The organism is Acinetobacter sp. FB, assembly GCF_056033405.1.
This window is the reverse complement of the sequence record NZ_CM148502.1, coordinates 2,092,704-2,105,588: the sequence shown is the minus strand read 5'-3', so window position 1 is coordinate 2,105,588 and position 12,885 is coordinate 2,092,704. Positions and strand designations below refer to the sequence as shown.

The 12,885-nt window shown below is 37.1% G+C and carries 12 protein-coding genes; all 12 read left to right on the top strand.

Annotation, left to right across the window (positions count from 1 at the left end; all coding sequences use genetic code 11):
- Positions 1–126: 126 nt before the first annotated feature.
- The 12 genes from AC0JIQ_RS09955 to AC0JIQ_RS09900 all read left to right on the top strand — a co-directional run bounded on the left by AC0JIQ_RS09955 (position 127) and on the right by AC0JIQ_RS09900 (position 12,877).
- Entirely contained in the window at positions 127–1,134 is a 1,008-nt protein-coding gene (locus tag AC0JIQ_RS09955) for a quinone-dependent dihydroorotate dehydrogenase (RefSeq protein WP_474201553.1), read from the top strand.
- A 1-nt stretch (position 1,135) separates the two neighbouring features.
- The gene (locus AC0JIQ_RS09950) at positions 1,136–1,729 is read left to right on the top strand and encodes a CvpA family protein (RefSeq protein ID WP_005215519.1); all 594 of its coding nucleotides are present in this window, start codon (positions 1,136–1,138) and stop codon (positions 1,727–1,729) included.
- A gap of 40 nt (positions 1,730–1,769) precedes the next feature.
- Positions 1,770–3,308, top strand: coding sequence for an amidophosphoribosyltransferase (gene purF / locus AC0JIQ_RS09945; protein ID WP_474201552.1), 1,539 nt, complete (start codon positions 1,770–1,772; stop codon positions 3,306–3,308).
- 103 nt (positions 3,309–3,411) lie between these two features.
- Positions 3,412–5,301 carry a M48 family metalloprotease gene (locus tag AC0JIQ_RS09940; RefSeq protein WP_171066556.1) on the top strand — a complete coding sequence of 630 codons (1,890 nt, stop codon included), beginning with the start codon at positions 3,412–3,414 and terminating at the stop codon, positions 5,299–5,301.
- A 129-nt stretch (positions 5,302–5,430) separates the two neighbouring features.
- Entirely contained in the window at positions 5,431–6,231 is an 801-nt protein-coding gene (locus tag AC0JIQ_RS09935; protein WP_005160682.1) for an undecaprenyl-diphosphate phosphatase, read from the top strand.
- A gap of 105 nt (positions 6,232–6,336) precedes the next feature.
- Positions 6,337–7,134, top strand: coding sequence for a PaaX family transcriptional regulator (locus AC0JIQ_RS09930; RefSeq protein ID WP_474201551.1), 798 nt, complete (start codon positions 6,337–6,339; stop codon positions 7,132–7,134).
- A 107-nt stretch (positions 7,135–7,241) separates the two neighbouring features.
- On the top strand, positions 7,242–8,225 hold the full coding sequence (locus AC0JIQ_RS09925; protein ID WP_474201550.1) for a fatty acid desaturase family protein: 984 nt from the start codon (positions 7,242–7,244) through the stop codon (positions 8,223–8,225).
- 62 nt (positions 8,226–8,287) lie between these two features.
- Complete coding sequence (locus tag AC0JIQ_RS09920) at positions 8,288–8,710, top strand: PaaI family thioesterase (protein WP_474201549.1); 423 nt, start codon at positions 8,288–8,290, stop codon at positions 8,708–8,710.
- 143 nt (positions 8,711–8,853) lie between these two features.
- Entirely contained in the window at positions 8,854–9,846 is a 993-nt protein-coding gene (locus AC0JIQ_RS09915; RefSeq protein WP_474201548.1) for a putative solute-binding protein, read from the top strand.
- Positions 9,847–10,018: 172 nt separating this feature from the next.
- On the top strand, positions 10,019–10,795 hold the full coding sequence (locus AC0JIQ_RS09910) for a tellurium resistance protein (RefSeq protein ID WP_474201547.1): 777 nt from the start codon (positions 10,019–10,021) through the stop codon (positions 10,793–10,795).
- Positions 10,796–10,807: 12 nt separating this feature from the next.
- Entirely contained in the window at positions 10,808–11,932 is a 1,125-nt protein-coding gene (locus AC0JIQ_RS09905) for a toxic anion resistance protein (protein ID WP_474201546.1), read from the top strand.
- A 27-nt stretch (positions 11,933–11,959) separates the two neighbouring features.
- Complete coding sequence (locus AC0JIQ_RS09900; RefSeq protein WP_474201545.1) at positions 11,960–12,877, top strand: hypothetical protein; 918 nt, start codon at positions 11,960–11,962, stop codon at positions 12,875–12,877.
- Positions 12,878–12,885 lie beyond the last annotated feature (8 nt).

The window sequence follows — 12,885 nt, the reverse complement described above, 5'->3', positions numbered from 1 at the left end:
GAAAATTGTTTAATCAAGAAGCACTAAAGCAAAGACTCTACAAAATAAGCCTATGTCAAGCATGGTGTTTTGTTGAGCCTATGCCTATAATACGGCTACTTGAAAAATCAGTAGACTGTGATTGGTATGTTATATTCATTGGCTCGCCCTTTGTTGTTTACTTTGGCACCAGAGCGTGCACATGAACTCACACTTTCTATGCTCGATACAGCGCATAAATTTGGATTGATGCATCAGAAAACTGCACATAAACCATTGAGCTGTATGGGTATCGAGTTTCCAAACCCTGTTGGTCTTGCTGCTGGTTTAGATAAAAATGGTGCGCACATTGATGCTCTAGCCGCTTTAGGTTTCGGTTTTATTGAAATTGGTACCATTACACCACGTCCACAAGCAGGTAATCCTCAACCACGTTTATTTCGTATTCCAGAAGCGAAAGCAATCATCAATCGCATGGGATTCAATAATGACGGTGTTGATCAACTGATTGAAAATGTTAAAGCTGCTAAGTTTAAAGGCATTTTAGGAATTAACATTGGTAAAAATGCAGAGACTGCCGTTGAAGATGCGGTTTCTGATTATTTGATTTGTTTAGAAAAAGTTTATAATTACGCATCATATATTACAGTTAATATTTCCTCACCGAATACAAAGAATTTACGTAGTTTACAAAGTGGCGATGCACTTACAGAGCTATTACAAACTTTGAAACAACGTCAACTAGAACTTGCTAAAGAAAATAATCATTATGTTCCTTTAGTACTCAAAGTAGCGCCAGATTTAACGCCTGAAGATATTACATTCATCGCTAAACAATTATTGAAATTTAAGATTGATGGCTTGATTGTTACCAATACAACATTAGGGCGAGACGGTGTTGAAAATCTGCCAAATGGTAATGAGGCCGGTGGTTTGTCGGGCGCACCCGTTTTTGAAAAAAGCACCGAATGTTTACGTCAGTTCGCCGATGTTTTAGATGGAAAAATTCCTTTAATTGGTGTTGGGGGAATTGTTTCAGGTGAGCAGGCCGTAGCAAAACAAGAGGCGGGCGCGAGTCTCGTTCAAGTATACAGTGGCCTTATTTACACAGGTCCAACACTAGTAAAAGATTGTGTTAACGCGATGACTGTGTGACATGAACACACTTGATATCATCATCCTGATCATCTTGCTCATTGGAGGGCTGAACGGTTTGCGTCAAGGATTTATTAAAGCCTTTGCGAACTTGATCGGGTGGATATTCGCATTGGTCATTGGGGCTAAATACGCGGTCATTTGGGCACCGGCTATGAGCAGTCTAAGCCAAGACCCAGTTGTGCAAAAAATTGCTGCTTTTGCTTTTATTGTATTAGCCATCGTGATTTGCACGTGGGTTATTACCGCATTCCTGAATGGGCTCTTGAAAAGTTTAAAATTGGGCCCATTAAATCGTCTAGCAGGCGGTGCATTTGGTTCACTAAAAGGTTTATTAATTGTCTTGATTGCGATGCAGGGTGTCGGTCCTTGGGTGAATAGTTCACCACATTGGAAGCAATCAAAATTTGTACAGATCTTATTGCCATACGCACCATTAGCGACCGAAATATCAAAAGATGCTGCAAATGAAGCGATACATCAAATGACATCTGAAGGTGCGTTATTACATCGCCCTTCGACTGAAATGGAGGAGTCAGAACGCGCTTCAGTAGATCAACGTTCTGATCATTCCACGAAAAATCCTTTTTATTAATTGGGGTTAAACCCCGTTCCTAGCTTGTCGCGAGGTTGCTATGTGTGGAGTTGTTGGGATTGCCGGTAAATCGCCAGTAAACCAAATGTTATTTGATGCCTTGACGATGTTACAACATCGAGGACAAGATGCAGCAGGGATTGTAACTTGCCATCAAGGGCGTTTATTCCTCCGCAAAGATAATGGTATGGTGCGTGATGTATTCCATACCCGTCACATGCGTGCTTTGCTTGGTAACTATGGGATAGGACATGTTCGTTATCCAACAGCAGGTTCATCAAGTAGTGCTGAAGCACAGCCGTTTTATGTAAACTCTCCATATGGTATTACCCTTGCACACAATGGTAACTTGACCAACGCCGCAGAAATTCATGATGATCTGTTTAAAACAGATTTACGTCACATGAATACTGATTCTGATTCTGAAGTTTTACTCAACGTGTTTGCACATGAGTTACAGAAGATCGGTACACTCAATCCAACGCCAGAAAATATCTTCCACACCGTATCTCGTGTTCATGAGCGTTGTAAAGGTGCTTATGGGGTTGTTGCGATGATCACAGGTCATGGGCTTGTTGGTTTCCGCGATCCAAATGGGATTCGTCCTTTAGTTTACGGTTCTCGTGAAACTGAACAAGGCACTGAATATATCATTGCCTCTGAATCCGTTGCGATTACAGCGCTAGGTTTTAAAGTTGAGCGTGATATTGCACCAGGTGAGGCAATTTTCATTAATTCAAATGGTGAATTGTTTACCAAACAATGTGCAGTAAATCCTGAATATCGTCCATGTATTTTTGAATATGTGTACTTTGCTCGTCCAGATGCAACAATTGATGGCATCTCAGTTTATAAAGCTCGTTTGAAAATGGGTGAAAAACTGGCGTATAAAATTTTAAACGAATGGGGTGAGGAGCACGATATTGATGTGGTCATTCCAATTCCAGATACCAGTCGTACTTCAGCATTAGAATTGGCTAATATTTTAGGTGTGAAATTCCGTGAAGGTTTTATGAAAAACCGTTACATCGGACGTACCTTCATTATGCCAGGTCAACAGCAGCGCAAAAAATCAGTTCGTCAAAAGCTAAACCCAGTTGAGCTTGAATTTAAAGATAAAAATGTACTGTTAGTGGATGACTCGATTGTACGTGGTACAACCTGTAATGAAATTATTCAAATGGCACGTGATTCTGGCGCGAAGAAAGTATTCTTTGCTTCGGCTGCACCTATGGTGAAATATCCAAACGTGTATGGTATCGATATGCCAGCAAAATCTGAATTAATTGCTTCAGATCGTACAGTTGAAGAAATTCGTGAGATTATTGGTGCAGATCGTTTAGTTTTCCAAGATTTGGAAGATTTAAAGAACGCAGTGCGTACCAGCAAAGTACCTGATTTAAGAGAATTTGATTGTTCTGTATTTGACGGGATCTATGTGGCTGGTGGGATTGATAATGACTATCTAATAAATCTCGAGCAGAAACGTAATGATTCAGCAAAAAAGAAAGCAGATGGTTATATTGATGTAAATATCGATGCTTCTTCTGTTGATTTAACAGGTATTAAAGAAGAGTAATCATTTAAATCTATAGAAAAGCGGGAAATTCCCGCTTTTTTATTTTATGATAATTAAGGTTTCAAAGCCTCTAAGATCAACAATGTAATCAGGAAAACTTACATTGAAAGAAATGAGCCATTATTTAATTGAAAATAAAAATATTGCATGGTCGGTAAGTTTTTGCTTGCTCGCTATGTTGTCGACAGTTTTTATTCTCAATTTGATTTTGGGGTTAGTCGTTCATTTCTTTGACTACACTCAAGCCATTTGGTGGCATGTTCTTAGTCCATATTTCATCTTTCTTTTATTCTTCGTTATGGTTTGGTCGGTTGGTGCTGAGCTTTATGTCTTACGTGAAGGCGGCCATTCACTTGCAAAACAACTTAAAGCAAGACGCCTTGTTTTTGACGAAAGTACGCCCGAAGAAAGCACAGCATTAAAAGTCGTAGAGCAAGTTGCTCAAAGTTTTGCGATCGATACCCCCGCTGTTTATGTGCTCCCAGATGAAGTTGGTGTGAATGCCTTAACCGCAGGCTTCAGATCTCAAGATATCGTAATTATTTTAACTTGGGGTGCTCTACAAAATTTAGATGAACTAGAGCTATATGGCTTATTAAGTTATGAATTCAACCAGATTTTATCAGGTGAAGCAGTTGAAAATACTAAATTAAAAATCTTATACAGTGGTTTAACCACCTTTAGTCAATGGGGAAGTAAATTAGCTCAAGCAGGCTACAATCCTTATGCAACGTCTTATCGAAACAAATTCGAAACTATTTTTGTTGCGATTGGTGGAGTGATTTGGCTAATTGGGAGTTTAGGCATCTTAATTACGCGTTTAATTAAATATTTGACCTTAAGTGGGCGAACCTTTCGTAATGACCTGAAAACTATGCGTTTGATGAATAATAATGCCAATATTCAAACCTTGTTACGGATCTATGTCCACCATTCAGGTTCCCAAATTCATAGTGCGTATTCAGAATCGATTTCACATATGTGTTTCGCAAATTCTCTTAGTCCACAAAGTTGGATGAATATTCATCCAAGTATCAAAGATCGAATTTATGAACTAAATCCTACTTTGTTACAGGATTTACAATTAGAAAATTTAAAAAAGCTACGCAATCGTCCTTTATTCAGTCTATTTCGTTCTTTGGAAGAGGAAATGACAGATATGACGTTACCTTGGAGCTCGCCACAGCCTTTACCTTTATTGCGTTTATCACCGATCAGTTTTGCCTTAAATGATGCAATTAAGCCTTTAAACTCTGAAATGCGGAAGAATAAAAAGCGCCCAGAATTGATACAAAGAGCGATGCAAACGGCGACCGGTTCAAGGGAAGTGATGGTTGCGATTTTGATGATTCGTCAATATCGTGAGTTTATCCCTCAAGAAGCTGCTGTAAGTCATGCAATCGTAGATTCTTTATTGAATTTGGATGGACGTATTCATGTTCAAATCTTCCATGATGCCTGTAAGAATATTGGGCATATGCCGACAAGTATTGCTCGTCAATTTTTGACTAAATTGGCTTGTATTATTCAAGAAGATGGTGAGGTGGGTTTGCTTGATGCTTTATTATTGGAGCGGGTGAAGCGTGAACTCAATCTTATGCCTGCACATTTACCAACATCATTTGAAGATGTGAAAGCACAAATTGTGCATTTAATTGATGCTTTATTACATGTACAGCAAATTAATAGTCCAAATCAGCTTGAGGTGCGTGAGCGAATTCTTCAACAGATTTTAGCACCCGAAGAAATGCAGATTTATGCAGATATTTCTGATGAACCACTTGATTTGGCAGAAATTTTAAATGATGTTTCAGGCTTGTTATTACGTGATCGGCTCAATATTTTAGCAATTGCAGAGCGATGTTTATGGAGCGATCGTATCATCACGCAAGATGAATTAGATGTTTTAGAGTTGCTTTATTGGCGTTTAGGATTCGATACACGTGAAGTTGTTGAACAAATGCAAAAGAAAAATAGTTTGATGATTATTTAATAAGAAATCAGTACTAGAGCTAGAAAGATCAAGCTTAAAACGTTACGTGACAATCACATAAAATGATTTAATTTCAAGGTAAGCTTGCCCTTTATTTTAATCTTGAATTACGCATTTTTTGAGTAAGTTATGCAACATATTGAAATTTTAAAGGCTTTATTTTTAGGGTTTATTGAGGGTTTGACCGAATTTTTACCAATTTCGAGTACGGGTCATTTAATTTTATTTGGTCACATGATCGACTTCCATTCTGACGATGGGCGTGTATTTGAAGTTGTCATTCAGCTTGGTGCAATTTTGGCTGTTTGTTGGTTATACCGACAAAAGATTTTTGATTTGGTTAAAGGTTTTTTTAGTGGGGATTCAGAAGCACGTCATTTTGCTTTTAGCGTTTTAATTGCTTTTTTTCCTGCTGTCGTGATTGGTATTTTTGCAGTCGATTTTATTAAAAGCGTCCTATTTAGTCCTCTTGTGGTCGCAATCGCACTGATTGTTGGTGGTCTGATTATTTTCTGGGTTGAATCCAAGAATTTTGATCATAAAACAACTGAAGCGACAAAAATTACTTACAAGCAAGCTTTTTTAGTCGGTTGTGCACAATGCGTTGCAATGATTCCAGGGACTTCTCGTTCTGGTGCTACCATTGTGGGAGGAATGTTCTCAGGCTTGTCTCGTAAAGCGGCAACAGAATTTTCTTTCTTTCTTGCGATGCCAACGATGTTGGGGGCTGCAACTTTTGATCTTATTCGTAATGCGGATGTATTGACACAAGATAATATGTTGAATATTGGGGTCGGTTTTGTTGCTGCTTTTATTTCGGCATTATTGGTGGTGAGCGCATTAGTTAAATTTGTTGAACGCCACACTTTACGCGTATTTGCTTGGTATCGAATTGTACTGGGTATTATTTTATTATTTGTTTTTCTATAAAAATAAAATCTCCCTTTTAGAAAAATTACTAAAAGGGAGAGATTCTAAGTTAAAATTCTTATTCTTTATTTCTTTTTTCATGTTTAGAACTGGTTCGATTGTAAGATGACAATAGCTAAAATGAATGCCCGAGATTTAATCATTGATTTACTTTTAGGGCTACAAGGTCGTGAGATCTCGATTAAACAAATTATTATCGCAGCGAAGCTTTTTGAGATTAGCGAAAATAGTATTCGTGTCGCAGTAACCCGATTATCTAGTGATGGGGTGATTGAAGCAATTGAGCGGGGTATATATCAATTTACGGCTAAATCACATGAATGGGCCGATGTAATGTTGAACCGTAAAAACGGAATTAAACAAACAAAACAATGGGATCATCAATACTTAGCTGTCTTTACGGGTGAATTAGGGCGGGTTGATCGTACAGCTTTACACCGCCGAGAACGCGCATTAAAGCACTTCGGTTTTAAAGAGTTAGAACAAGGTATTTATATTCGCCCTGATAATTTAGCCATTTCTTTTAAAGAGGTATTTTTGGCATTACAAGCTTCAGGCTTAGAAAAAAGCGCCAAAATTTGTCAAATTAATCATTTCGACACCACAACATTAAATAAAATTCCGAAGCTTTGGCCCACTCAAACACTTAATCAAAACTATAAAAAATATAGTCAAATGATTCAAAAGTGGTTGGAGACAGTTGAGCAATTAAGCTTAGATATTGCTGCTAAAGAATCGTTATTGCTTGGTCGGCAGACCATTTCTTTGCTGATGAATGATCCATTATTACCTGAGGATTTTGTTGATGTTCATTTACGTGATCAATTTGCATTAAGTGTTCAGCAATTGGATCAGACTGGACTGGAATTATGGCAACGATTCTATGAAATCAGTTTAGCATAAATATTACTTAAAAATTAATTTTAATGTATTGACAGAAATATTACTTAATCTAAAATAAAAATTATATTTATGTATCTATAGAAATAGAAAAATTGTAGGGTAGGGATATGAATACACGTACATCAGTAAGTGATTTGTTCACAAGAGAAGAAATCACAGAATTGACAACAAAGTCAGATTTACACGGTAGTTGGGCTGTTTTATCAACTTGGGCAGTCATTGGTGGAACTTTTGCTGCGGTTGCCAGTACATGGGAGTATTTACCTGTCTGGGGCAAATTACTGATGTGTATTGCTGCATTGGTAATATTAGCGGGTCGTCAACTTGCGCTTGCAATTATTATGCATGATGCTTCACACCAAAGCTTATTTAAAACCAAATGGCTGAATGATATTGCTACTGATTGGCTTTGTGCTCGTCCAATCTGGAATGATTTAAAGAAATATCGTGCCCATCATTTACGCCATCACAGTAAAACTTCTACTGTAGAGGATCCTGATCTGTCTTTAGTAGAGGGTTTCCCAACTTCGAAGAAATCGTTAATGCGTAAGTTTTTCCGTGATGTTTCTGGAATAACCGGCTTAAAATTCGCGCTTGGACGAGTACTTATGGATGTTGAGAAAATGGAGTGGACGGTATCAAATGACCGTCGTTGGATTTCTCAAGAGGGACGCCATTGGGTCGACTATCCAAAAGCATTTCTAAAAAATAGTGGTGGTGCAATAGCTACAAATGCTGCTTTATTTTCAATATTATGGGCAGCCGGTCATCCTAAATTATATGCACTTTGGATATTGGCATATTTAACACCATTTCCATTATTTTTACGTGTTCGTTCGATGGCAGAACATGCAGGTATGCCAACCAGTAATAGTGCATTAACGAATACACGGTCTACAAAAGCAGGTTATATTGCTCGTGCTTTAGTTGCGCCCATCCATGTGAATTTCCATAAAGAACATCACTTAATGGCAACAGTTCCATATTTTAAGTTACCTAAAATGCACCAGATGTTATTAGAGCGTGGACATGTTCCTGAGCCTCCTAGTTATTGGCAAGTCTTAAATGAACTTTCAGATCAAGCTGATTAAATGTTTGTTTATAGTTTTAGTCATAATTTAAAAATAATCTAAGTCATTTGGGATGTATTGTTATGGCGCTTAGTAAGCATGAAGTTACTCATTTTTTGGCACAGGAATTTCCTCAAGCACTCGAAAAAACTAGTATCGAAGAGATTAGTCCTAAAGGGGCACAGTTACTTTATAAAATAGATCAGAACGATTTACGTCCAGGTCAAACTGTATCAGGTCCAACCTTGATGTTGGTGGCTGATTTCGCGCTTTATGTTGCGATTATGGGGCATTTAGGTCTAATTGCTATGGCTGTTACAACCAACATGACCATTAATTTTTTTCGTAAACCTAATGGAAATCAAGATATTAAAGCTGAGTGTAAATTAATCAAAGTTGGTAAAACATTAGTTACAGGTGAAGTGTGGCTTTATTCTTTGGATGATGAAGAACCAGTTGCGCATGTGATTGGAACATATGCGCTTCCACCGCGAATAGCTCAGTAATTATTTGGCAAATTAGAATTGTTTAAAATGATCTTGTTTAGAGAGTAATTGACTGGAAATTCCTAAAAAAAATAAACCTTGTCATAGGATAATGATCATTGATCGGGTGTGATAAAGAAATCAATCTTATCGAGCAAGAATAAATGACAATTAAAAAAAGTTTAATTGGGTTAGCATTATTTGGATGTGCTATATCAACTCAAGCTAAACAGACCGTTTGTGTTTTTGATCCAGTCGGCAAATCGGGGGATGCATTTGCATTAGCAAAGGATTATGCACTTGAAGCTAAAAAGTGGGGTGCAGATATTGATTTACGCGCTTATGTTGATGAGCGAGTCGCAGCAGAAGATTTGAAAGTTGGACAATGTGATGGTGCGATTATTAGTGGTTTGCGTGGTCGCCAATTCAATAAATATGTAGGATCATTGGATGCAATTGGTGCATTGACAGACTTAAAAACAGCAATACTTGCCTATCAATTGTTATCTAAACCACAAGCAGCAAAAAGTATGCTTAATGGTCCTTATGAAATTGCTGGTTTAGGAACGATTGGTCCTGCTTACCTCTTTGTAGCTGATCGTAGTATTAATACTTTAGCCAAAGCTGCTGGAAAGAAGGTTGGAGTATTTGCATATGATGAAGCTCAACCTAAACTTGTTGCTCAAGTTGGTGCTCAAGCGGTTTCTGTCGACGTCACCAATGCTGGTGCAAAATTTAATAATCATCAGATTGATATTGTCCCAGCACCGATCGTTGCTTATAAACCCTTTGAACTCTACAAAGGTTTGGGGGATAAAGGTGGAATCGTAAAATTTCCATTAACACAAATTTCAGCAAATTTTATTATTCGAAAGGATAAGTTTCCTGAAGGATTTGGGCAAAAGTCTCGTGAATGGGTAGCGGGTCAACTTGGTCGTACTTTTAATATAATCGCAAAATATGAAAAAGAAATTCCTGAAAAATATTGGATGAATATCCCCCCTGAAGAACAGCTTAATTATATGAAAATGATGCGCGAAGCTCGTATTTCTTTAACCAAAGCGGGTATTTATGATCCAAAAATGATGAACTTTCTGAAAAAAGTGCGTTGTAAGCAAAACCCAAATAGTTTTGAATGCGCCCTTAATGATGAATAAAGCATAGTTTACAATTCTGAAAACCTCTTTATTCATTGTAATTAAGAGGTTTTTTATTAATTCCCAAATGTTAAATTTAAAAAACATAACAACATTTAAGTATGCGAAAGAGTCAGAACATGCTAAAACTAATTATGTTCAAATTTATTTGTTCTTACTATACTCGGCTAATATGACGCAATCGTTCGACTTCATACCCTTATCGCAAATTGAATCAAATCAAGAACATATTTTAGCGATTAAACGTAATGATTTACTTCCTCTACTAAATGATCCACATCGTTTGAATCATTATGCAGATCATTTAGTTCAAGCTCAAAGTGTATTACTGAATGGTGTTGACCCTAGATTGAATCAGCAATTGAGTGAAGTGATTACCCAGATTATTCAGCAACTTTCAATTTCTAAAAAACATTTAGGTGGCCGTCGTTTTAACGCGTTGCAAAAATGGTTAGGTATAGATGTTGAATACGATGCTGGTCAAGTAAAGTTTGTCAAAGATCTTGAGCGTTTAATCAATGAAGCAAATCATTTAAGCCAGCGATTACAGATCGAAATCCAAAAATCTCAATCAAGACTCCAGCAAGCTTTAGGTTTAAGAGAACATATGGCCGCTTATATCCGTGCCGCTGATGAGTTTTTAATAGAATATCCTCAATTTACTCAACAGCAAAAGCTTGACCATTTTGTTGAACGGCTCTCGAAAAAAATAAATACCTTACAAACCTTACAAACGAGTAATGATATTGCGATGAAACAAATGCAGTTATCACAAGAGTTATCTTTTGGCTTGCTAGATCGATTTAAAGAAGCACAACAGATTTTGATTCCTGCATGGCAATATCACGTTAAACAAAGTACAGCATCGACTTCAACAAATACACTTGATCAGCTTGATAAAAGTCGAGAAGATTTAATTAAAAATTTGAAAAAATCATTACAGAAATAAGAGGGAAAAAAGATGTCAGATTCAGAACTTAGCAAATTATCTCATGAGCTTGAAGTGAAGCCTGAGCAACGTTTTGAGCAGTTGAATTTAAAAGATTTAGGATTGCAACCACATGATCTTGCAGAAGTAATGGATGCACATAAAGAACTGGCAGATATCAGCACGACAGTGGTGGCTGAATATGGCAAAAATATTGCCAGTAAAACTTCAACTTATACCGATGAGCTGTTAAATCTGGTTCAGAATAAAGATTTGGATACGACTGGACAAAAACTTAATGAGGTAGTGCAAGTCGCACAGCAATTGAATACTTCAAGTATTTTGAATAAATCAAAAAGCTCTGGGTTTTTTGGCGGTTTACTGAGTAAATTTAAAAGTGCTAAACAAAATTTTGATCAGCATTTTAATACCACCAAAGAGCAGATTGATGTATTGGTTAAAGAAATTGAAAGTTCTCAATCGGGGTTGAAAGCTCGGGTTGGAACGTTAGATAAAATGTTCGATGCGGTACAGGATGAGTATAAACAGCTTGGAGTTTATATTGCTGCAGGGCAATTAAAACAGCAGGATATTCAGCAACAGATCTCAATGCTCACATCACAAGAGCAGGATCAACAAACGACGCAACAGATTTATGATCTTAATCATTTGGCGAATAATCTTGAGAAAAGAGTCAGTGATTTACAGGTTTTACAACAATCTGCAATGCAGACTTTGCCGATGATTCGGATCATCCAGTCGAATAATTTAATGTTGGTAGATAAGTTCTATGCCATTAAGAACATTACGCTACCTGCATGGAAAAATCAGATTAGTCTAGCGATTTCATTACAAGAGCAAAAGAATAGTGTCCAGCTTGCCAAGGCTATTGATGACACGACGAATGAATTATTACGTCGTAATGCTGAATTATTGCATCAAAATTCAGTCGATACTGCGAAAGCGAATCAACGTTCAGTGATTGATGTGGAAACACTTGAACATGTACAAAACACCCTCATTAAAACTGTAAATGATGTAATTCAGATTCAGAAAGAAGGGATGCAAAAGCGTGCGGAAGCGACAACACGTTTACGTGCTTTGCAAGAGAATTTAAATCATTTAGTGCTTGAGCATAGCCAACCACCCAAATCTTGATATTGTTAATTTTTGAAGGAAAAATCATTGTCACCCATAAACGATTTTAGTGTACAACCGATTGACCAACGTTTAGATGTATTAAAAAAACGTCAACGTCATTTAATGATCTGGTTCGTTTTAGCCTGTACATTGGTCGTTATTACAGTTGCATCGTTATTTTTGCAAAAAGAATTTATCTATCGGTTCTTTGATCTTTCCACGCATGTTCAGGCATTAGATTTGCCTTATCATGTTCAAGAATTGGTGCCATTTAAACAACCAGTCGATTATTTTTTTAATTTATTATCATGGTTTGGTTGGTTGTTTCTAAAAATTTTGGTTTCGTTTATTGGGGCATTTTTACTGCTCAGTTGGATGAAGAAATTTAAGTTTTTTCAGCAACGTGTCCAAGCATGGACACAACGAGTTTTGGCTTGGATTATTGCCTTTATTTTACTTTGGTCTGGTCTGAGCTACATTCAATACGATTGGAAAGATGAAACCAAACAGGCGTATCAACAATGGATGAGCTATCAAAATAATATTGTTGAAAGTCAAATTGCTCAAGATTTACAGCAGGCCAACATTTCATCGACTGAAAAAGCCTATGTGTTGGCACAAGTGGCTTTGTTGCATCAACCTGTCGATCGTAAAACTGCCAATGTCTATGTGAATCAATTGATTGTCGCTGAGAAGAATAATCCGATTCAGTTTAAACAATATGATTTTAAGCCTGAACAGTTATGGGTTATGCAGCAGCAACTATATGGTAAGAGTATCACTTCAATTACGCAGCCCTTAGATCTGCGTGCACAAAAAGCCGAACGTATTTCTCAGATTGTGAATGTAATTTTATGGGGCTTGATTGTGTTGGTTGTTGCATTAAGCACCATTTTATATGTACTCGCTAAACAATTGAAAAATCGCCGTATGCGCATTAATCAAAAGCTTGATGTTTCTTAAATCTTAAT

Excerpts from the sequence above, each read along its gene's own strand:
- AC0JIQ_RS09955 (WP_474201553.1), top strand. The coding sequence starts at position 127 with ATGTTATATTCATTGGCTCGCCCTTTGTTGTTTACTTTGGCACCAGAG.
- AC0JIQ_RS09950 (WP_005215519.1), top strand. The coding sequence starts at position 1,136 with ATGAACACACTTGATATCATCATCCTGATCATCTTGCTCATTGGAGGG.
- purF (WP_474201552.1), top strand. The coding sequence starts at position 1,770 with ATGTGTGGAGTTGTTGGGATTGCCGGTAAATCGCCAGTAAACCAAATG.
- AC0JIQ_RS09935 (WP_005160682.1), top strand. The coding sequence starts at position 5,431 with ATGCAACATATTGAAATTTTAAAGGCTTTATTTTTAGGGTTTATTGAG.
- AC0JIQ_RS09930 (WP_474201551.1), top strand. The coding sequence starts at position 6,337 with ATGACAATAGCTAAAATGAATGCCCGAGATTTAATCATTGATTTACTT.
- AC0JIQ_RS09925 (WP_474201550.1), top strand. The coding sequence starts at position 7,242 with ATGAATACACGTACATCAGTAAGTGATTTGTTCACAAGAGAAGAAATC.
- AC0JIQ_RS09920 (WP_474201549.1), top strand. The coding sequence starts at position 8,288 with ATGGCGCTTAGTAAGCATGAAGTTACTCATTTTTTGGCACAGGAATTT.
- AC0JIQ_RS09915 (WP_474201548.1), top strand. The coding sequence starts at position 8,854 with ATGACAATTAAAAAAAGTTTAATTGGGTTAGCATTATTTGGATGTGCT.
- AC0JIQ_RS09910 (WP_474201547.1), top strand. The coding sequence starts at position 10,019 with ATGACGCAATCGTTCGACTTCATACCCTTATCGCAAATTGAATCAAAT.
- AC0JIQ_RS09905 (WP_474201546.1), top strand. The coding sequence starts at position 10,808 with ATGTCAGATTCAGAACTTAGCAAATTATCTCATGAGCTTGAAGTGAAG.